At 71.4% G+C, this 21,148-nt stretch carries 16 protein-coding genes; 7 read left to right on the forward strand and 9 right to left on the reverse strand.

Annotated elements, in window-relative coordinates; translation table 11 throughout:
• Positions 1-265: 265 nt before the first annotated feature.
• A complete protein-coding gene (locus M4V62_RS29885; protein ID WP_249590282.1) occupies positions 266-1,846 on the forward strand; it encodes an amidohydrolase in 1,581 nt (526 codons plus the stop codon).
• A gap of 21 nt (positions 1,847-1,867) precedes the next feature.
• Here the strand turns inward: M4V62_RS29885 and M4V62_RS29890 are convergent, their stop codons facing one another.
• The 3 genes from M4V62_RS29890 to M4V62_RS29900 all read right to left on the reverse strand — a co-directional run bounded on the left by M4V62_RS29890 (position 1,868) and on the right by M4V62_RS29900 (position 5,558).
• Positions 1,868-2,767, reverse strand: coding sequence for a phosphatase PAP2 family protein (locus M4V62_RS29890; RefSeq protein ID WP_249590283.1), 900 nt, complete (start codon positions 2,765-2,767; stop codon positions 1,868-1,870).
• 75 nt (positions 2,768-2,842) lie between these two features.
• The gene (locus tag M4V62_RS29895) at positions 2,843-3,877 is read right to left on the reverse strand and encodes a LacI family DNA-binding transcriptional regulator (protein ID WP_249590284.1); all 1,035 of its coding nucleotides are present in this window, start codon (positions 3,875-3,877) and stop codon (positions 2,843-2,845) included.
• A gap of 25 nt (positions 3,878-3,902) precedes the next feature.
• Positions 3,903-5,558 (reverse strand): glycoside hydrolase family 13 protein, encoded by a 1,656-nt coding sequence (locus M4V62_RS29900; protein WP_249593076.1) that lies wholly within the window; start codon positions 5,556-5,558, stop codon positions 3,903-3,905.
• Between the two features lie 517 nt (positions 5,559-6,075).
• On the opposite strand from M4V62_RS29900, the gene M4V62_RS29905 reads away from it, so the two are divergent.
• From M4V62_RS29905 to M4V62_RS29925, 5 genes are all read left to right on the forward strand, one after another.
• Positions 6,076-7,728 (forward strand): fused response regulator/phosphatase, encoded by a 1,653-nt coding sequence (locus M4V62_RS29905; protein ID WP_249590285.1) that lies wholly within the window; start codon positions 6,076-6,078, stop codon positions 7,726-7,728.
• A 78-nt stretch (positions 7,729-7,806) separates the two neighbouring features.
• Positions 7,807-8,733, forward strand: a complete 927-nt coding sequence (locus tag M4V62_RS29910) for a metal-dependent hydrolase (protein WP_249590286.1) — start codon at positions 7,807-7,809, stop codon at positions 8,731-8,733.
• 1 nt (position 8,734) lies between these two features.
• Entirely contained in the window at positions 8,735-9,805 is a 1,071-nt protein-coding gene (locus M4V62_RS29915; RefSeq protein ID WP_249590287.1) for a PDR/VanB family oxidoreductase, read from the forward strand.
• Between the two features lie 77 nt (positions 9,806-9,882).
• Positions 9,883-10,587, forward strand: coding sequence for a TetR/AcrR family transcriptional regulator (locus M4V62_RS29920; protein ID WP_249590288.1), 705 nt, complete (start codon positions 9,883-9,885; stop codon positions 10,585-10,587).
• Positions 10,584-11,102 (forward strand): GNAT family N-acetyltransferase, encoded by a 519-nt coding sequence (locus M4V62_RS29925; RefSeq protein WP_249590289.1) that lies wholly within the window; start codon positions 10,584-10,586, stop codon positions 11,100-11,102. The genes M4V62_RS29920 and M4V62_RS29925 overlap by 4 nt, the downstream gene beginning before the upstream one ends.
• Positions 11,103-11,120: 18 nt before the next feature.
• Here M4V62_RS29925 and M4V62_RS29930 read toward each other — a convergent pair whose 3' ends face one another.
• The 3 genes from M4V62_RS29930 to M4V62_RS29940 form a co-directional block, all read right to left on the reverse strand.
• Entirely contained in the window at positions 11,121-13,037 is a 1,917-nt protein-coding gene (locus M4V62_RS29930) for an RNA polymerase sigma factor (RefSeq protein WP_425574982.1), read from the reverse strand.
• A 21-nt stretch (positions 13,038-13,058) separates the two neighbouring features.
• Positions 13,059-13,553, reverse strand: a complete 495-nt coding sequence (locus tag M4V62_RS29935; RefSeq protein WP_249590291.1) for a tetratricopeptide repeat protein — start codon at positions 13,551-13,553, stop codon at positions 13,059-13,061.
• Between the two features lie 87 nt (positions 13,554-13,640).
• Complete coding sequence (locus M4V62_RS29940; protein ID WP_249590292.1) at positions 13,641-16,766, reverse strand: alpha-N-acetylglucosaminidase; 3,126 nt, start codon at positions 16,764-16,766, stop codon at positions 13,641-13,643.
• A gap of 165 nt (positions 16,767-16,931) precedes the next feature.
• On the opposite strand from M4V62_RS29940, the gene M4V62_RS29945 reads away from it, so the two are divergent.
• Entirely contained in the window at positions 16,932-17,372 is a 441-nt protein-coding gene (locus tag M4V62_RS29945) for a hypothetical protein (RefSeq protein WP_249590293.1), read from the forward strand.
• A gap of 50 nt (positions 17,373-17,422) precedes the next feature.
• Here the strand turns inward: M4V62_RS29945 and M4V62_RS29950 are convergent, their stop codons facing one another.
• The 3 genes from M4V62_RS29950 to M4V62_RS29960 all read right to left on the reverse strand — a co-directional run bounded on the left by M4V62_RS29950 (position 17,423) and on the right by M4V62_RS29960 (position 20,938).
• Positions 17,423-18,934, reverse strand: coding sequence for a DUF1996 domain-containing protein (locus M4V62_RS29950; RefSeq protein WP_249590294.1), 1,512 nt, complete (start codon positions 18,932-18,934; stop codon positions 17,423-17,425).
• An 88-nt stretch (positions 18,935-19,022) separates the two neighbouring features.
• Positions 19,023-19,682 carry a LuxR C-terminal-related transcriptional regulator gene (locus tag M4V62_RS29955; RefSeq protein WP_249590295.1) on the reverse strand — a complete coding sequence of 220 codons (660 nt, stop codon included), beginning with the start codon at positions 19,680-19,682 and terminating at the stop codon, positions 19,023-19,025.
• A complete protein-coding gene (locus M4V62_RS29960) occupies positions 19,667-20,938 on the reverse strand; it encodes a sensor histidine kinase (RefSeq protein ID WP_249590296.1) in 1,272 nt (423 codons plus the stop codon). Before M4V62_RS29960 ends, M4V62_RS29955 begins: the two co-directional genes overlap by 16 nt.
• Positions 20,939-21,148 lie beyond the last annotated feature (210 nt).

Genomic DNA, 21,148 nt, shown 5'->3' on the forward strand with positions numbered 1-21,148 from the left:
CCTTCTTTCTTTTCCCCAACCCCGCCCCTTCCCGAAAACTCGCTGGGCGCGAGGGCCTGACTGGGGCTCCGCCCCAGACCCCGACAAGATGGCCTCAGACGCCGGCCGGGCTGAAAGATCAGCCCGTCCGGCGTTTGAGGACGAACTCGGCGAAGCCGGTGACAAGGGCAGCCAAGGCCCCCGCGCCAGCGAGTTTTCGGGAAGGGGCGGGGTTGGGGAAAGAAGCTGCTTTGACCGAACCACCACCTACCTGAACGGAGCCCCCTTGCCCCCCGCCGACCTCATCCTCACCGGCGCCCACATCCACACCCTCGACCCCACCAACCCCCAAGCCACCGCCCTCGCCGTCCGCGACGGACACATCGCGGCAGTGGGCCACGAGGCAGACGTACGCGACTGGAAAGGCCCCCGCACCGAGCAGATCGACCTCGGCGGAGCCACCCTCACCCCAGGTCTCGTCGACTCCCACAGCCACCCGGTCTGGGGGTTGGAGATGGCCACCGGCCTCGACCTCTCGGCCGTGGCCGATCTCGAAGAGCTCCGCGCCGCCCTGCGCACAGCGGCCCGCGTCGATGGATGGGTCATCGCCTGGGGGCTCGACCACAACGCCTTCGGCGGGCGGCCCGTCGACCGGGCGCTCGTCGAGGACGCCCTCGACGGCGCGCCCGCCTTCATCCGCCTCTACGACGGCCACTCCGCCCTGGCCAGCGGCGCGGCCCTGCGCGCGGCGGGTGTCGAAGGCCCCCGTGCCTTCGCCCAGCGCGCCACCGTCGTCTGCGACGACGAAGGGCGCCCCACCGGCCACCTCGTCGAGCACGCCGCGATGGACCTCCTGAACGACGTCCTGCCCCGCCCCTCCCACGCCGAGCGCCGCACCCGCCTGGTCGAGCTGCTCTCCGCGATGGCGGCCACCGGCCTGACCGGCGCCCATGTCATGGACCTCGGAGGCGACGACGTACCCGGACTGCTCGCGGCGGTCGAGCAGGAAACGCACCTCCCCCTGCGGCTGCGGCTCGCCCCCTGGTGCATGCCCGGCGTCGACAAGGACGGGCTCGACGAGCTGGTCGCGTTGCAGGCCGAGCGCGGCAGGCACTGGCGCGTCGGCGGTGCCAAGTTCTTCATGGACGGGACCGTCGAGGGCGGCACCGCCTGGCTGGAGCACGCGGACTGCCACGGGCAGGGGACCGACGCCTTCTGGCCGGACCCTCAGGCCTACGCGAACGCCGTGCGGCACCTGCACGCGGCCGGGGTGCGGACGGCGACCCACGCCATCGGGGACGCCGCCGTGCGGCACGTGCTCGACACCGTCGCGTCGCTCGGCCCCGGCGGGCGCCTCACGCACCGGATCGAGCACATCGAGACCGTCCCGGACGACACGATCCCGCGCTTCGCGGAGCTCGGGGTGATCGCCTCGATGCAGCCGCCGCACACCGCGTACACACGCGCCGACCACACCGACGAGTGGTCCAAGCGGCTGGGGGACGAGCGGGCCGCGCGGGCGTGGCGGACCCGGGACCTGCGGGACGCGGGCGCTGTCGTCGCCCTGGGCTCCGACTGGCCCATCGCGCACTACGACGCACGTCAGGTGCTCGCGACCGCGCGTACGCCCCGTGGAGCGGCCTCGGCGGCGGCCGGCCTCACCGGGCTCATGGCTCTGGAGGGGGTCACCTCCCACGCCGCGGTCGCGGCGGGCGAGGGGGAGGTCGCGGGGCGGATCGCTCCCGGCTTCCGGGCCGATCTCACGGCCTTCGGGCTCGACCCCGTCCAGGCGCCCGCCGACGAGGTGGCGCAGGCGCCTGTCCTGCTGACCGTGTCCGGGGGACGCGTCACGCACCGTCACCGGTGACCGGGTGGGGCAGGGCTCCGCTCAGGCCTTGGACCGGGCCTTGAACCGGGCCCTGAACCTGGCCGACAGGAGCGGAGCCCGCTCCTCCTGCACCGCCACCTCCTGAGGCATCCGGTACGGCATCGCGCCGTACCAGAGGCGCGCCACCGCGAACCCGAACGCCAGGCAGATCAGGCCGCCCACCGCGTCGAGCCAGAAGTGGTTGGCGGTGGCCACGATCACGATCAGGGTCGCCGTCGGGTAGAGCAGGCCGAGCACCTTCACCCACGGCACCGAGGCCAGCGCGAAGATCGTCAGGCCGCACCACAGGGACCAGCCGATGTGCATCGACGGCATCGCCGCGTACTGGTTCGACATGTGCTTGAGGTCGCCGGAGGCCATGGAGCCCCAGGTCTGGTGGACGAGGACCGTGTCGATGAAGTCGTGGCCGTTCATCAGGCGCGGGGGCGCCAGCGGATACAGGTAGTAGCCGAGCAGGGCCACCGCTGTCGTCGCGAAGAGCACCATGCGTGTCGCCGCATAACGACCCGGGTGCTTGCGGAAGAGCCAGACCAGGACACCGAGCGTCACCACGAAGTGCAGCGTCGCGTAGTAGTAGTTCATGCCGACGATGAGCCATGTCACCGAGTTCACCGCGTGGTTGACGCTCTGCTCCACGGCGATCCCCAGGTGCTCCTCCACCCGCCAGATCCAGTCGGCGTTGCGCAGGGCCTGCGACTTCTGTTCCGGCACCGCGTTGCGGATCAGGGAGTACGTCCAGTAACTCACCGCGATCAGCAGGATCTCGAACCAGAGCCGAGGGCGTCGGGGCGTGCGAAGACGGCGCAGGAACCGCCCATTGCGGTCTTCTTGCTCGCCCGCGATGGGTGATGTGGTGGGCCGCTGCTGGCCTTCCAGTGTCGTCACAGTCATCTCACCCATAGGCGCAGAGTCTGCCAGATACCGACCCTCCGCCCGATCATCCCAAGGTCTGGTTCAGGTCGCATTCTCTACGCCTTACGGACGAGCGCGTCCCCGAGGGGAAGAAGCAGTTGAACCCCGAACGACCAGCTCCGGCATGAACACGAATTCGCTGTGCGGGGCGGGCGTGCCGCCGATCTCCTCAAGGAGTGTACGCACCGCCGCCTGCCCCATGGCCGGTACGGGCTTGCGCACCGTGGTCAGGGGCGGATCGGTGAACGCGATCAGCGGGGAGTCGTCGAATCCCACCACCGAGATGTCGTCGGGGACCTCGAATCCACGCTGCCTCGCCGTCCGTATCGCCCCCAGGGCCATCATGTCGCTCGCGCACACCACGGCCGTGCAGCCGCGGTCCATCAGCGCGGACGCCGCCGCCTGCCCGCCCTCCAGCGTGTACAGCGAATGCTGGACCAGATCCGACTCGATCTCCTCGGGGGTCAGGGCGAGCAGGTCCTGCACCGTGCGTACGAAGCCCTCGATCTTCCGCTGCACGGGCACGAACCGCTTGGGGCCCAGGGCGAGTCCGATCCGTGTATGACCCAGGGAGACGAGATGGGTCACCGCCAGGCGCATCGCCGCCCGGTCGTCCGGCGAGATGAAGGGCGCCTGCACCTTGGGGGAGAACCCGTCGACCAGGACGAACGGCACGCCTTGCGCGCGCAGCTGTTCGTAGCGCTGCATGTCGGCGGAGGTGTCCGCGTGCAGGCCCGAGACGAAGATGATGCCGGAGACCCCGCGGTCCACGAGCATCTCCGTGAGCTCGTCCTCCGTGGAGCCGCCCGGCGTCTGCGTCGCGAGGACCGGCGTATACCCCTGGCGGGTCAGGGCCTGCCCGATGACCTGGGCGAGCGCGGGGAAGATCGGGTTCTCCAGCTCCGGCGTGATCAGCCCGACCAGACCCGCGCTGCGCTGGCGCAGCCGCACCGGGCGCTCGTAGCCGAGCACGTCGAGTGCGGCAAGCACGGACTGGCGGGTGGCACCGGCGACGCCGGGCTTGCCGTTGAGCACCCGGCTGACCGTCGCCTCGCTGACCCCCGCCTGCGCTGCGATGTCGGCCAGTCGCGCGGTCACAGGATTGGACTGTACCGGTCACATCTCAGGCTGCCCACCAGACCGTTGAATCTGCCGGGAGGATCGTCGTGTCGGCGCCGGGCGCCGTCTCCGCGCTCGACAGGAGCACGGTGCCGGTGCCGGGGGTGGGGATCGTGACGGGTGCGGAGCCGATGTTCACCGTGCAGACGACCGAGCCCCGCGGGGTCGTGCGGCGGAAGGACAGCACGCCCTTGGGTGAGTCGAGCCACTCCACGTCGCGTCCCGCGCCGAGGGCCGGGTGTGCGCGGCGTACGGCGAGCGCGCCGCGGTAGAACTCCAGGGCCGACGTGGGGTCGCCGTCCTGGGCCTCGACCGTGAGCTCCTGCCAGTCGGCGGGCTGCGGCAGCCAGCTCGGGCCGCCCTCGGCCGGGCCGAAGCCGAACGGCGCCCGCCGCCCCGACCACGGCAGCGGCACCCGGCACCCGTCCCGCCTCCCGTCCTGCCCCGTGCTGCGGAAGAACGCCGGGTCCTGGCGCACCTCGTCCGGAAGGTCGGTCACCTCGGGCAGGCCGAGCTCCTCGCCCTGGTAGATGTACGCCGAGCCGGGCAGCGCCAGCATCAGGAGCGTGGCCGCCTTCGCCCGGCGCAGACCGCGCGCCGCGTCGCCGTCGGCCAAGCGGGTGGAGTGGCGCACCACGTCGTGGTTGGAGAGCACCCAGGTGGCGGGCGCCCGCACGGCGTTCATCGCGTCGAGGGAGCGGTCGATGACGGCGCGCAGCTCGGCCGCGTCCCAACCGGTCGTCAGATACTCGAAGTTGAAGGCCTGATGCAGCTCGTCCCCGCGCAGGTACCGCGCGCTGCGCTCCACGGTCGGCGTCCAGGCCTCGGCGACGGCGATCCGCTCGCCCGGGTACTCGTCGAGGATCCGCCGCCAGCTGCGGTAGATCTCGTGCACGCCGTCCTGGTCGAAGTAGGGGACGGCCTGCTTGCCGAGCAGCTTCACCTGCTCCCCGTGGCCGATGTCGGGCAGGCCCGCCGCCTTGACCAGGCCGTGGGCCACGTCGATGCGGAAGCCGTCGATGCCGAGGTCGAGCCAGAAGCGCAGGATCGAGCGGAACTCGTCGTGCACCGCCGGGTGTTCCCAGTTGAAGTCGGGCTGCTCGGGCGCGAAGAGGTGGAGGTACCACTCGCCGTCCGGCACCCGCGTCCAGGCCGGGCCGCCGAAGACGGACTCCCAGTCGTTGGGCGGCAGTTCACCGTCCTCGCCCTTGCCCGGCCGGAAGTGGAAGCGTCCCCGCAGCGCCGACCCCTTGCCCTCGCGCAGCGCCCGCTTGAACCACTCGTGCTGGTCCGAGCAGTGGTTGGGCACCACGTCGACGATCACCCGCAGTCCGAGCGCGTGCGCTTTCCGTACGAGGTCGTCGGCGTCGGGCAGGGTGCCGAACACGGGATCCACCGCGCGGTAGTCGGCCACGTCGTACCCGGCGTCGGCCTGCGGGGACGCGTAGAAGGGGGAGAGCCAGACGGCGTCCACGCCGAGCCGCTTCAGGTGGGGGAGGCGGGCCGTGGCGCCCGGCAGATCGCCCATGCCGTCGCCGTCGCCGTCGGCGAAGCTGCGCGGATAGATCTGGTAGATGACGGCGTCGCGCCACCACTCGCGGCGCGCGGAGTCGTCGGACGGGGCGTCGGCGGGAAGGGCGGCGGTGACGTGCTGGGTCATGAGTCCCTCAGGAGTACGGGGGGTGTGCGGCACTCCGGTGAACGCCGCACGGAAGGCGAAGGTCACGAGGGGCGTCCTCCGCGCGCCCCGACAGCGACCGAGGGTACGTCGGCCGCGTACGGCGAACTGCTGAGGATTCGTGCGACCGGCCCCGCCCCCGGCCTCCGTACGGCGGGCGAGGGGTGACGGACGCCGTTCCGCTCGCCGACGGGGTGTGCGCGGGCGCCGGGGCCTTCGCGCTGCGGCCCCGCGCTCTCCTCGTCGTCCTCAACGCCACCCCTGGAGTCTGGAAGCAGCAGGTCACACAGGCGCGGGGGGTCTCGTGCGCGCCGGGTGCCGTACAGGCCGAAGCCGGAGATTCTACTGTCAAGCGGCGTGTGGACGGGTCGAGTTCGAGGAGCTGTACCGTTCCGGGTCGAGCTGTCGCCGTCTTCTCCCCGGGGGTGCGGCGGGGCGCTAACTTGTTGGGGCAGGCACGAGTCGGCCTGCCTCGTCCCGCGGTGAGGGGCTGTCCCGCGTGAGCGTCAAGGGCAAGGCAGTGAGCACGGTCAGCACGGTCCTGGTGGTCGACGACGTGCCCGCAAGCAGGTACGCGCTGAGCGCGGTCCTGCGCAGGGACGGACACCGCGTCCTGCTCGCCGCGAGCGCGGGCGAGGCCCTGATCGAACTCGACGTGCGGATGCGGGCGGGGGACCTGCCGGACGTGGCCCTCGTCGACGTCGGCCTGCCCGACATGAGCGGCTATGAACTCTGCCGCCGCATGAAGCAGTTGCCGCCCATAGCGGCGCTGCCCGTCGTCCACTTCTCGGCGGCGGCCCGCCCGCCCGCCGACCGGTGCCGGGGGCTCGACGCCGGGGGCGAGTCCTATCTGACGGTGCCCGCCGAACCGGAGGAGATCCAGGCGGTCGTACGGGCCGCCGCGCGCGGGGGTCGCTGCCGCAGTGATGCCCAACTCCGGGTCGGGCGCCTGGCGTTGCTCGCCGGGACGATCCTGGACGTGCAGTCCGCGCGCTGCCTGGGTGAGCTGGCCGAGGCGGCGGCCGTGGGCACGGCGCGGCTGACCGGCGTCCCCGCGACGGTGTTCGTGCTCGGCGAGGACGGAGAGCTCCACCTGGGCTTCTCCCGGCGCAGAGCCGCCGAATCGCTGCCGGACGCCGGGGCGCACGAGGCGGTGTCCCGGCTGATGCAGCGTGTCATGTCGGGGCGTACGGGCGTGCGGTACTCGGTCGTGCCGGCTCCGCTGTGGCCGCCGGGGTTCTTCCGCCCGGTGGGATCCGCGGCGCACTGGGGCGACGGGACGCCGGAGGACGCCGGGCTCGCCCTGGCCCGGCTGAGCCAGGGGCGCACGCTGGTGTGCCTCGCGACGCCCGCGTACCAGCAGGAGCCGGCCGGTGAGACGGGGCACCTCGTCGAGCGGCTCGCCCACGCCACCGCACTGGCCGCGGAGCCGCTCCTCATGTACGAGGAGGAGCGCCATGTCGCGCTGACCCTCCAACGCAGCTTCCTGCCCGCGCAGTTGCCGGAGCTGCCCGGCACGGACGTCGTCGTCCGCTATGAACCGGCGTCGCGCCAGGCGGAGATCGGCGGGGACTTCTACGCGGCGCTGTCCACGCCCGCCGGTGTCCTGACCGGCATCGGTGACGTGGTGGGGCACTCGCTCGAAGCGGCCACCGTGATGGTCGAGATCCGGCACGCGCTGCGCGCGTACTGCGTCGAGGACCCCGACCCCGGAGTGCTCGCGTGGCGCCTGGACCGGATGCTGCAGCACTACCACCCGGGCGTGACGGCCACGATGTGCCTGAGTCTGGTCGACCCGGCCACCGGACACACCCGGATCGCCAACGCGGGCCACATCCCGCCGCTGGTGGTGCGGGACGAGGGCGCTGCCGTGTACGTCGAGGCGAAGGGGCCGCTCCTGGGTCTCGGGCTCGGACTCGACCGGCCGCCGCCGAGCGAGGTGGTCCTCGCGCGGAGCGAGCGCCTGCTGATGGTGACGGACGGGCTCATCGAGACGCGGGGCACGGATCTCGCGGTGTCGATGGAGCAGTTGCGCCTCGCGGCCGCGGGCGCGCCGCTGGGCGTCGCCGCCCTGTGCGACACGCTCCTGGCCTGCTTCGGGCACGAGCGGGAGGACGACATCGCGCTGCTCGCGCTGCGCAGGACGGGCTGAGGCGCCGCGCGGGACGGGCTGAAAGAAACCGCCGCATGGACCTGTACCCACGGGCCTACCCGTCAGTACATTGACGCCATGTCTAATACGCAGAGCCGGGAGCCGAAGCCCGTCGCGTCCGAGCACATACCGCTCAAGGCACGCAAAGTCTCCTTCTCCTGGGAGGACACCCCGCTGCACTGGGTGCCGGGCGACCCCTTCGCCACACACACGATCAACGTGCTGCACCTGCTTCTCCCAGCGGGCGAACGCTGGTTCGTCCACGTGTACAAGCAGGTCCTGCCGTACATCCGTGACGACCGGCTGCGCGAGGACGTGATCGGCTTCATCGGCCAGGAGGCCATGCACGCACAGGCCCACGACGAGGTCCTTCCGCACCTCAAGGAGCAGGGCCTGGACCCCACGCCCTACACCGCCCAGGTCGACTGGCTCTTCGAGAAGATGCTCGGCGACCGGACGCTGCCGCCCGGCAAGGCCCGCAAGTGGTGGCTGATGGAGCGCGTCGCGATGATCGCCGCCATCGAGCACTACACCGCCTTCCTCGGCAACTGGGTCCTGAACGCCGACGAGCTGGACCGCAGGGGCGCCGACCCGACCATGCTCGACCTGCTGCGCTGGCACGGCGCGGAGGAGGTCGAGCACCGCTCCGTCGCCTTCGAGCTCTTCATGCACGTCGACGGCAGCTACCGCCGCCGCGCCCGCACCTGGGCCACGGCCTTCTCCGCCCTGGTCTTCCTCTGGCAGCGCGGCGCGCGCTTCTTCATGGAGAACGACCCGACGCTCATCGGCGGCAAGGCGTCGTTCAAGGACTTCTACCAGGGCGGCAAGAAGGGCACGCTGCCCACGACCCCGGACATGATCCGCTCCATCCCCCGCTATCTGAGCCGCGCCTACCACCCCTCCCACGAGGGCAGCACCGCACAGGCCGTCGCCTACCTCGCCTCGTCCCCCGCCGCCACCGCGGCCGAGGCCGCGACGGAATCGCTGCCGAAGGGAGCGCACTGACATGCCTCGCATCCGCACCGTCCTGCTCGTCACGGGCGCTGCCCTGCTCGCCAAGCGGGCCATGCGGCGCCGCATCGACGCGTCCCCGCTGTGGCCGCTGCCCGCCCTGGAGGAACCGGTCTCGGGCCGCCCGCGCTCGCGCGCCCTTCGGCTGCTCGTCACCCGGCACGAGACGGTCGCCGACGGCGTCGTACAACTGCGCCTGGAGGGCGACCACTTGCCCGCCTGGGAGCCTGGCGCCCACCTGGACCTGGTCCTGCCGTCGGGCCTCGTCCGCCAGTACTCACTGTGCGGCGACCCGGAGGACACCTCCTCGTACACCGTCGCGACCCGTCTGATCGGCGAGGAGCAGGGCGGCCGCGGCGGTTCGCGCGAGGTGCACGAGCAGCTCCAGGAAGGCACGGAGGTCGAGGTGCGCGGCCCGCGCAACCGCTTCCCGCTGGCCGACGCCGATGCGTACGTCTTCGTGGCGGGCGGCATCGGCATCACGCCGATCCTGCCCATGCTGCGGGCGGTCGAGGCCAGGGGCCATGAGTGGCGGCTCCTTTACGGGGGACGCTCCCGCGCCTCGATGCCCTTCCTGGAGGACGTGGAGAAGCTGGCGGGCACGACCGCGGGACGGCTCACGGTCGTCGCGGAGGACGAGGGAGGCCGCCCGGACCTCGCCGCCTTCCTCGCGGACCTGGCGCCCTCCACCGCGGTCCACGTCTGCGGCCCCGAGGGCCTGATGGAAGCCGTGGCGGCGACGCTGCCCGAGGGCGCCGACCTCCACCTGGAGCGCTTCACGCCCCACACCTCCGTGGACGGCAACGCCTCCTTCGAGGTGGAACTGCGCCGCAGCGGACGGACCCTCTCCGTGGCCGCCGACACCACGGTCCTGTCCGCGGTGCGCGCCGAGCTGCCCAACACCGCGTACTCCTGCGAGCAGGGATTCTGCGGGACCTGCCAACAGCGGGTTCTGGAAGGGGAGATCGACCACCGGGACGAACTGCTCACGGACGCCGAGCGCGCCGACTCGATGCTGATCTGTGTGTCGAGGGCGAGCGGCGGGCGAATCGTCCTCGACATGTGAGACATGTGGCGAGAGATGTGAACAGTTCGGGCGGACCGACCCCTTGGGCGGCCGGATCTGCTCGGTAAGGTGTTCGCATGACTACCGGGGTGCGCCGCAGAATGGGTGTCGAAGAGCGGCGGCAGCAGTTGATCGGGGTCGCGCTCGACCTGTTCAGCCACCGCTCGCCCGACGACGTGTCCATCGACGAGATAGCGGCGGCCGCGGGCATCTCGCGACCGCTGGTCTACCACTACTTCCCGGGCAAACTCAGCCTGTACGAAGCGGCGTTGCAGCGGGCGGCCGACGATCTGGCCGACCGCTTCGTGGAACCGATGGAAGGCCCCCTCGGGGTTCGCCTGCTGCGCGTGATGGGCCGCTTCCTGGACTTCGTGGACGGCCACGGCCCCGGCTTCTCCGCGCTGATGCGCGGCGGCCCCGCCGTCGGCTCGTCCACCACCAACGCGATGATCGACTCCGTGCGGCAGGCGGCGTACATCCAGATCCTCGCGCACCTGGGCATCACCGACCCGCCCGCCAGGCTCGAACTGGTGGTCCGCTCCTGGATCTCGCTCGCCGAGTCCACCGCGCTCATCTGGCTCGACGGCCGCCGCATCCCGCGCGCCGAACTCGAACTGCAGCTGGTGCACGACTTCGCGGCGCTCGCCGCGGTGAGCGCCGCGTACGACGAGGAGATGGCGGGGATCCTGCGCCGCATCCTCGCCGAGGAGCCGCCGGAAGGCCCGTTCACCGAGCTGATCACCCGCCTGATCGGCCTTGTCCCGCAGGAGCAGAGCAGTTGACCCACCGCCTGGCCGGCGAAGAGGACATCCCCACCCTCGTCGCCCTCTACGACGGCGCCGCGCACTGGATGCGGGACCGGGGGATCGAGCAGTGGAAGCCGGGCGAGAAGGGCCCGGAGCACTTCCGCGGGCGCATCGCCTCGGACGAGGTCTGGCTCGCCTACGACGGCGAGATGGTCACCGGGGCGTACGAGGTGTGGTGGTCGGACGAGCCCGCCTGGGGCGAACAGCCGCCCGTCGCGGGCTATGTGCACCGCCTGATGACGCGACGCGGCGCCCCGGCGGGAACGGGCCGCGCGATGCTGGCGCGCGCGGAACGGCGCATCGCGGAGGCGGGCCGTGACCGCTGCCGCCTGGACTGCGTGTCGTCCAACCCGCGGCTGCGGGAGTACTACGAGGCGGCGGGCTACACGGTGGTGGGGGAGCTGCCGGGGAAGGTGGCGGCGGACGGGAGCACGTACGGCGTGACCCTCCTGGAGAAGGACCTGCGCGCCTCGGTCCCGTCCGACGCCTGACGCTTGACGTCTGGCGCCTCAACGCAGCGTCGACACCTTCGTGCCGTCCGCGAGCCGTCCCGTGAGCCCCGCGCGGGCGCCCCGCTCCAGGGGCGCGGCCAGGGTGTTGCCGCGGGTCAAAGCCCCTCCGGCGGCCTTGACCGAGACGACGTCCCTGCTGCCTGCTCCCAGCAGGTACCAGTTCCCGCCGCGGGACTTCCACCGCACTCCCGCGAGCACCGAAGGCTCCCGCGCCCCGCACGCCGCCGAGTCCTCGGCCTTCGCCGCGACGGCCGCCGCGCCCGACGCCTGGAACTGCGCGAGGGCCCGGCCCCCTTCGCCACGCCAGGTGTCGGCCCGGGTGCAGAGCCAGGCCGCCGAGCCGTTGGCCTCGGGCAGCGCCTGACGCGCGTACTGCCAGGAGTTCACGGACCGCACGCCGTTCGAGCGCGCGGCGGCGAGCGAGCAGGCGGTCGACGACCAGTCCACGGCCGACGCCTCGCGCGGGGCCTGCGGGCGGCCCGCGGTCAGATGGGCGGGGACGAGTTCGCCGAGGTCGGTGGAGAGGCGGTTCGTGCCCGTGTCGTCCCGCAGCTGGAGGGCGTTCCAGGACGTGCACTTGCTGGCCTGCGCCGGGCTGGCGAAGGGCCCGGTCACGCCCTCGCCGTCCCGCTCGAGGGGGGTGGCGCTCGCGCCCGGCTTCAGCAGGTCGCGTACGCCGACACCGCCCACCCAGGGCGCGGTCAAATACCGCACGTTGCCGTCGACTCGGTTCAGGACCACGGCTCCCGCCTCGGTGCTGGTCGCGCCGTCCACGCGGGCGAAGTCGAGCGCGGCTCCGCTGGTGCCGTCCTTCGGCTCTGCGTACCGCACGATGCGCAGGCCGTCGTAGAGGAGCACGACGCGGGCCGCGTCGACCTCGCCGGCGAAGAGGAGCTGCGCGGGCCCGGGAGGTGCGCCGGCCGCCGTGCCGGGCGTGGCGGAGACCTGCACCGACTCGCCGGGCCTCGCCCAGACGGCCAGGGCCCGCCGCAGCAGGGCCTCGTCGCCGGTGAGCGCGCCCCTGGCTGGCCACACGGAGAAGTCCGCCCGCGCGGAACGCTTCCACGCGCCGGCGGCGACCTTCGTCAGCTGCCCCGGGTCGAGCGCGGCCTGCCCGGCCGGATTCTTCGCGTACGGGGGCGCGGCGGCGCCGTCGGGCCCCCACCCGTCGCCCGGAAGTCCCAGCAGGGCCCCGCAGACCAGGGCCGCCGCGAGCGCGACGCCCGCGGCCTTCATGTGCTGCCTGCGGCGCATCAGATCGGTGGGCCGCGCCTGAAGGGAACAGGGGTCGAACTCGGGGGACTTGAGCAGGTCGTACGCCGCTTCCACGCCGTCGGCCTCGGCCAGCGCGGCGGCCGGCTCGTCGACTCCGGCGGCGTCGAGCACCTTGCGGACGTCGCCGTCGGGGAGCCGTTCGAGACCCCGCAGCACATACGCGGCCCGCGCGGCGCCCGACAGGGCCGAGAGCCGCTGGTCCAGGGCGAGTTCGTCGGCGCCGCCCGACCGCGGGAAGAGCCGAAGACCCCATACCTGCGGAAGGAGCGGCGGCAACTGCGCGCGCTTGGGCCAGGCCTTGCGCCGCAGGGGGAGCCCGGCGTCAAGCGCGGTACGGACGACGCGCAGCCGTACGTACGCGTACCCGGGGTCGCCACCCCGCCCGTCCCCCGAGCGCTGTACCGGAATGTCCTCCGCGTCGTCCGGCCTGCGGCTGCGGGGCAGCGCGCGCTGGGTCAGCGCGTGGGCGGTCAGGACCCGCCGGTTGCGCCCGAGGCTGGGCGGAAGGATCAGGTACGCGAGCCGCACCAGGCGCGGGTAGTGCTCGACGAGGGCGGCCTCGGCCTGCTCGACATCGACGACGCCGGAGAGATCCTGGGACGGGGCGGGGGACTTCACATTCGACGACACGTTCAGCAAAACGAGCGAATCGTCAGTTGGTCACCTCTCGGTGAGCTCTCGCGCATAGTTGCCCATGGACCTCTGATACCGGGGGAGATGGGGCGCGAGGGCGCCGAGCACGAGCGCGAGGCCTTCGCGCTCGCGGCCAAGACTGGCGAGACAGAGGGCGAGCGTGGCCCGCACGGCGTCGTCCAACTCGTCGCTGGGGCCGTCCAATTCAGCAGTGAGCAGCGCGACGCCCTCCTCCGGCTGCCCGATGTTCCGCAGCGAACTGGAGAGTTGGATGAGGGTGCGCCGCCGTCGATACCCGTCGATCCCGCGCTCCAGGGCCTCCCGGTACAGGGGTACGGCACGGTCGGAGTGACCGGTGGAATCGAAGGCACAGGCCCGCTCGAAGGGGGCGACGGGACTCCCCTCGGGCAACTCGTCCACCAGGGCGTCGATGACGCCCCGGAACTCCCCGGCGCGGTCCTCCCCGTACTCGTCGAATGCGCCCCACGCCACGTCCAGCCGCTTCTCCCACGCCATATCCATGGCCACACTTTCGCATGACGTGACGGGTGCCGCGGGGAATTGTGCTGCCCCCCCCGGCACCCCGAGCCGCGTCCGCGTCCGTGTACCTCAGTCGATTCCCCACTCACTGAATTCCACGGTCCCCCGCCCTCCGTCGCCCCCATTGGTCGCACTCATGAACAGCCCCACATCCTGCGCCGCCGCGGCCCCCGGCACCTCCACACTCGCCACCACCCGCCAACTGGCCCCGCCGTCGGTCGAGCACGACCCCGTCATGACGGCACCCTCCCGTCCGAGGCGCAGCAGCACCGGCGCCTTGATCCCCGTGATGCGCTTGTACGTGTCCAGCGTTCCGTCGCCGTTCGTGTCGTACGACAGGACCACCCCGTTCGCCGGCGTGACCGCCAGGTCGACGAAGCCCGGTGAACCCGCCACCCCCATCGCGTTGCGCGCGATCAGGCCCGCTCTGGCCCAAGGGCCCGTCACCGCCTGGGAGTCGACCCGGACCGTCACCGTGACCCCGTCCCGCAGCGCACCCTCCCGGTACAGCGTTGCGAACTCCGTCGTGCCCTTCCACAGGTCCGCGCCCGCGCCGTTGATCGCGTAGCGGCCGTCCAGCTCGCCGAACACCGCCGCGTTGTTCGTGAACTTCCGCCAGCTCGGCCCCACCGGGCCCGCCTCGAACAGCACGCCCTCGTGGACGGCGCGGACCCGCCGCTCGCCCTCGGGCCCGTACCGCACCTCGATCTCGTACGGAAGCGGCCGCAGCGGACGGTCCAGAGGCGTGTCCGGTGCGCTCGCGCGCCACGCCACCTTGCCCGACCCCGCCGGAGCCACCCGCGGCAGCGACACCGGGCCCGACGGCTCCGCGTCGATCCCGCTCAGCCGGAAGTCGACACGGCCCGTGGCCCGCAGCCCGTTGACGTTGCGGAAGACCGCCTCGACGCGTGCACTCCCGCCGGGCGGAAGCGACGGCGGGTCGGCCACGACCTCCAGCGACCCCTGGTAGGGCGCCCGCGCCAGCACGTCCCTCACCCGTGAAGCCGTCCGGTACGCGTCGCCGAGGCCCCGCAGCGGATAGTCCTTGCGCTCCCGGGTCCACGGCTCCTCCACCGCGAACCAGTCCACATCGCGGGGCTCGCGCCCGGCGTCCAGCGCGTCCGCCAGTTCGTCGAGCCACTTCTGCCACCGGGGGACGTAGAAGTCGGCCATCAGTCCGGCCCATTCACGGTTCCCGTACTCGTGCAGCTTTCCGCCCTCGGACGTCGCCCGGTCGCCCCACACCGTGATCAGCACCTTGGCGGTCCGCTCGAACTCCGCACGCTCCGCGTCAGTCGTGCCCATCCGGCGCGCGGACTCCACCCAAGGGCCAAGGAGGAACGCCGGGTTCGTGCCCACCAGCTCGTCCGACAGGCGCATCAGGCGCAGCCACAGCGTCGACAGTGTCCGGAACGTGGCCGCGTCCTTCCGGCCGTACGCGGCCCGCAGCTGCGGCAGCAACTGCCGGCTCCGGTGCGCGAGGGCCTGCCGTGCCACGTCCACCACGTCGTACCGGTACGCGGCGCTGCCCCGCAGCGCGCCACGGACCCCGAGCAGACCGGTGAGCGCCGCGTCGAAGCGGCCGGGGTCGTACGTCAGGGCACGCGGCGCGTACTCGGCGGCGCGGTTCGCCGCCAGGTCGGGGCGGGCCGCGAACAGCGAGTCGTGCGGGTCGCTCCGCTCGACGGCGGTGTGCCGGTAGGCGGTGTCGTGCAGCGCCCGCCAGGCGCGCCCGGCGTCGGCGTCACGCCCTCCGTAGCGGAAGCCCGCGTAGCCGTCGAACCAGGACCGGAGGTCCAACTTCTTCTCCGACCAGGCCAGTTCGGAGAAGAGCTCGAAGGCGGCCGGATCCCGGTCCGTCGCCTCCGGCATGAAGGCCGTCCCCGCGAGCGCGCTGCCGCTCTTGTCGCGCCACGCGAAGAACTTCTCGTTCCAGATGTGGGCGCGGGCACCGATGGTCGTACGGCCGCCGAAGTTCGGGATGGTGCCGAACGCGTACGGCGTGCCGCCCCAGTCCTTCTCGCGGTCGGTGACGCTCGTGAACCGGTCGGAGACCCCGTCCACGATCAGCATGCGCCGCCGGTCGATCGCGTCGAGCAGGGCAGGCAGCGGATTGGTCTCCCAGCCCAGGATCACCCAGGTCGCACCGGGGCGCGCCTTCCGCAGGGCCGCCTCCACGCCGCGCGCCGCGTCCGGCACCGGGACGTCCCCCGCGGTGCCGCCCTCGTGCAGCAGGTCCATCTTGAAGTTCTCTGCGGCTCCGAAGAGCTGCTCCTGGTGCCGGTAGAAGGAAGCGGCGACCTTCCCGAAGGACGCGGTCCTGGGGTCCAGCCAGTCGGGCCGCTTGAAACCGTGCCAGGTGCCCTGCGGCACCACCCGCGCGTCCCCGCCGTTGCGTGCCACGAATCCGTCCGGGACGTGCCCGTAGTAACCCGGGAGCACCGGCGCCATCCCCAGCGAACGCAGCCGGTCCACGATCCTGCGCCCCAACTCGGCGCGCTTGTCGATCAGTTCGGCCGACAGTGGGCCCCCGTACCCGGACAGGTTCTGCAGCAGCCACCACGCCTGGTGCGACGGCGCGGGCAGCCACGCGCGCGCCTCGGCGTCGCTGTAGCCGAAGTCCTGGAGAACCCGGTGGTAGACGGCCTCCGACCCCGCGATCACCAGGACTTCGTTGCAGCCGTGCAGCGCGAGCACGTCGATCATGCGCTCCCAGTACGCCCAGTCGGCGTGCGGCGCGGTGTACCCGTCGTTCGTGTCGTTCAGGGCGAACCGGTGCGCAAGCGCGGTGAACCGCTCCAGCGGGCGTGACGGCGCGGGCAGCTTGCGCGGCAGGTCCAACTGGTCGCCGTTCCAGGCGATGTGGGCCCCGCAGACGTACTTCAGATACCAGTGGACCCCGGTGAGCAGCACGGCGGGCGTCGTGCCGGACACATCGACGCGCCCCGTCGTGCCCGAAACCCGGAACCGGTCCGTTCCGCCCTTCGCGGGGACGAGTCTGAGACGGAACTGTTCCGCGTGATGCGGCAGGAGTCTGTTGAGTGCTGAGCGCGCGGAATCCGTATCGAGGGCGAAGGCGGGGCCCTTGACGGGCCCTTCGGCGGCGTGGGCCGGAACCGCCACCCCGCCGACGGCGGCACCGAGGCCGATGGCCCCGGCTGTGCCGAGCACGGAACGTCGGGACGGATCGGTCATGTGTACCCCCTGGGTCGAATGGTGCGGCGCACGGTATCCGTGCCGCGTCCTGCGCTCAACGGTGCATACGGACATGGCGAGTTCACCTCGCCTGAAGGGACTGGTGGGACGATGAAGGCAGCGCGGAAGACGCTTGCGGGCGCGAGCAGGGGCATGCAAAGGCGCATGCGTACGGGCATGGGTGTGGGGATGCTGCTGGTACTCGTGGCGTGCGGCTCGGACGGCGACGACGCGGTGCCTGACACGGCGAGCGGCAGCCTGGAGCAGCTGGCGGCCAAGGCGCGGTGCGAGCCCGACATCCAGACGGATGCGGCCGAACTGCGGCAGGCCACCTGTGACAAAGGTGCCCGCCGCTACGTCCTAGTAACCTTTACAAATGCCCGTGGCCAGGCCGAATGGTTCGACGAGGCGACCGATTACGGCGGCACGTACCTCATCGGCAAGAAGTGGATCGCGGTCGGCGAGGAGAAAGTGGTCATGCGGCTGCGCGGCCGGCTCGGTGGGACGGTGGAGAAGTCCTCGCACCACTCGGGGAGTAGCGGTGGTGGGGATCACGAGGACAAGAGCCCGGGGCATTCGGGCCACTCCGGTCACCACACGAGCTGACCGCGCAGCGGTATGGGGGTCAGCCTGCGTACTGAGCCGATCAGTTCGGCTCAGTTGCAGCGCTTGCCGCTGTTGATGCACTTGGCGACGCGCTGCATCAGCCTTTCGTCGAAGACGTTGATGAAGTCACCGTGGTCGGTGATCGGTTTGTGCAGCTGCTCGGGGAACGAGTCGACGGCGAATCCCGGGCCCGGCGGTACGTCGTACACGATGCGCTGCACCAGCTGCGGAATGGCCTTGAACCCCTGCGGGCACGCGCCGCTCTGCTCGTCGGCGAAGGCCACATGCGTACGGTGGTTGGCGCTGTCGGTGTTCTGACCGTCCCAGCAGCTCTGGAAGTTGAAGGTCCGCACGACCTGGCTGCCTTCGGGGCAGATCGGGTACTTGTCCTTCAGCTGGCGGTCCTCGAAGCCGGTGCAGCTCCAGGACGCGTTGGCATTGGCGTCGCCATTGGTGAGGGCCTTGGCGTCACCGGTGATGATGCGCAGGAAGCGCGGCATCGCGACGACCTTGCCCGTCGGATTCCCGGCGAATTTCAGCGTGACCGACGACGGCGTCTGGATCTCGCCGACATTCTGGTCCTTGCCGCCGCCGTCCGCCTGGGCGTCGTTCTCGTCCTGTCCGTTCTGCAGCCTCAGGACCGGCCAGTAATAGGTCGACTTGTCCCCTTGGTTCTGGCATGTGGTGTCGCCATTGGCGAGATCGTCATCACTGGAGAAGGCGTCCGTGGCCTGATTTCCGATGTAATCGTGCATATGGTGAGCGCCATTGCTCACGCCGGGTGCGGCGATGACATTGTCCGGATTGAACTTGCCGTTCTCGTTCGTCCCGCATTTCGTGGTGAAGGTGCCGCGTGACGCGCCGCGCTGTTTGTCGGGGCGGTTGACGTTGGGCTGGACGGAGTTGATGTCGACGAAGTCGCCGGCCTCGGGTCCGTTGCCGTTCTGCTGGTCCGGAGGCTGCTGTGCACCGTCGTCCGGCGGCTGCTGCTGGTCGTCGCCGTCGCCGGGCGGCTGCTGGCCGCCGTCCTGCGGAGGCTGCTCCTGGCCGTCCCCGTCCTGCGGGGGCTGCTGCTGCCCGGCCGAGTCGTCGGCCCGCATGGTGCACGGCGCCATGCCGTCGATCCCCTGGGGCGGTTGACCTCCCGCCTGGTCGATCGACGAGCCGATGCCCTCGATGGTCGGCCGCCGCTGCTCCTCAAGGGGTTCGAGCACGGCCTTGGCCTGCTCGGTGTCCTGTGCGTCGGCGAACTTCTCGTACGCGGCGGTGATCTGGGTGTCCAGCTCCGCGAGTCTGCGGTCGACGTCCTCGCGGGCGTCGTCCGGCACGTCGGAGAGCTGGGTGCCGACGTCCGGGCAGCTGATGGTCGCGAGGCCCAGGTTGTCGCCCTGCGCGCCCGACTGGGTCCTGGCGGACGGCGAATCGGGGCTTTCCCCGGCGTTCGCGTAGACATTCACCGCGACCATTCCGCCGCCGCCCAGGATGAGAGCCGCCGAGGCGGCGATCGCGCGCCCGGCGAGTTTTGATCGTTTTCGTGATGTGCGTCGTGGTGTGCGTCCCATGGGACTACGTACGCAACAGGAGCCGACCCTGTTCAATCACGCGCGGAATTGCTCCGCAATCCCTGTGGTGTTCGGTTCGGCGATCCGCTCAACGCTCTTGATCCAGATAGGCGAGTACGGCGAGGACCCGCCGGTTGTCGTCGTCGGAGACCGAAAGGTCCAGCTTCCCGAAGATGTTGGACGTGTGCTTGGCGATCGCCCGCTCCGTCACGACGAGTTCCCCGGCGATCGCCGCGTTCGACCTTCCCTGCGCCATGAGTTCGAGCACCTCGCGCTCGCGCGGCGTCAGCTTGCCGAGCGGCTGGTCCGCCGAGCGCCGCGACAGGAGCTGCTGGATCACCTGCGGGTCCATCGCGGTACCGCCCGACGCGACCCGGCGTACGGCGTCGATGAACTGGTCGGCGTCGAAGACCCGGTCCTTCAGGAGATAACCGACCCCGCCGTTCCCGTCCGCGAGCAGCTCGCGCGCGTACAGCTGCTCCACGTGCTGGGAGAGCACGAGCACGGGAAGACCCGGCCGTGCCCGTCGCGCGGCGAGCGCGCACTGGAGTCCCTCGTCCGTGTGGGACGGTGGGAGCCGTACATCGACAATGGCCACGGCATCGTCGTCCGGCTCCAACTCGGCCAGGGCCTTGGTGAGTTCGGGCCCGGTCTCGACAGCGGCGGCGATCTCGAAGTCGAATGCCTCCAGCATCCGGACCAGACCGTCACGCAGCAGGAAGAGATCTTCGGCTAGGACAACTCGCAAGGGATCTCCATGGTCACCATGGTCGGGCCGCCCGCGGGACTGCTGACGGCCAGTACGCCGTCGAATGTACCGAGTCGGCGTTCGATCCCGCTCAGTCCTGACCCCGCCCCGATGGACGCGCCGCCCTTGCCGTTGTCGGTGACCGCGATGCGCAGCATGCCCTGTGCGTGGTGGATGTCCACCCAGACGCGGTCCGCGCCCGCGTGCTTGATGGTGTTCGTCAGGGCCTCGCTCACCGCGAAGTACGCGGCCGCCTCCACCGGTTCATCGGCCCGCCCGAGCAGCTCCACGTCCACGTCCGTGCGCACCGGAAGGCGCAGGGCCAGGGCCTTCACCGCGTCGCCCAGGCCGCGCTCGGCGAGCACCGGCGGGTGGATGCCACGGACCAGGTCGCGCAGCTCGGTCAGCGCCTCGCCGGAGTTCTGCCGGGCCTTGGCGATCAGTTCCTTGGCCTTGGCCGGGTTCTTCTCGATCATCGCCTCGATGGTGCCGAGGTCCATGCCCATCGCGACCAGGCGGGCCTGCGCGCCGTCGTGCAGGTCCCGCTCGATGCGGCGCAGTTCGGCGGCGGAGGAGTCCACGGCGTCGTGCCGGGTCTCGGTCAACCGGTCGACACGGAGGGCCAGTTCACGCTCCCGCATGGAGACGGTGGGCGCGAGCAGCGAGCGGGTCAGGAGGAAGTGGGCGCGCAGGATGGCGGGGCTGGAGAAGATGCCGACGACGCCGAGCGCGGTGCCGAGCAGGGCCGCCATGTTGGCGTCGGTCTGCGAGGTGACGTGGATGAAGCCGTACCACTCGCCGCCGCCCGCGTCGTAGATCGGCTTCCAGACGCCGAGGGCGAGGACGTAGCCGTACAGCGGGTAGAGCAGCAGCGCGGGCGCGAAGATCACCGTGACGTAGCCGGCGGTCATGTCGACGAGGAGCCACTGCAGGTCACGCCAGGTCGCCGGGTCCTTCAGGAGCAGCGAGGTGCGCTCCACCTGTCCGGTGACGCCCCTGCGCAGGTCCGCGGGGAAGGGGCGGTAGGGCCGCGGGATGTGGACGTCCGACCACGCGCCGGCCTGGGCGCGGCGCAGGTCGGCCCACTTGCGTACGCCGGTCAGGACCAGCGGGGTCGTGAAGACGCCGATCCCCAGCGTGATGAAGGCGATGGACAGGACCGACAGTACGAAGAGGGTGATCGAACCGGCGAGCATGATGACCGAAAGGAAGAGCCCCCGGGCTCCCGCGATCACGGATTCTCGGACCCTCGTCATTTTCTGATCCCCATCTCTTCGAACGGCATGGCCACATTCTCGCCGCAGGGATCGGTGCGGGTCATTGGGTCCGGCACCCGAGCAGGGGGTGTACCTGACGACACCCCCGCACCTCGCCCTGTGCTTCGGACAGTGGGGGGCTCGGCGGCTGGGTGGGCGGGCCGCCGATTTCTAGCGTTGTCCCCGTCATCAACCGGCTTATCCAAAGCT

It is taken from the genome of Streptomyces durmitorensis (assembly GCF_023498005.1).
In the GTDB taxonomy this organism is placed as follows: domain Bacteria; phylum Actinomycetota; class Actinomycetes; order Streptomycetales; family Streptomycetaceae; genus Streptomyces; species Streptomyces durmitorensis.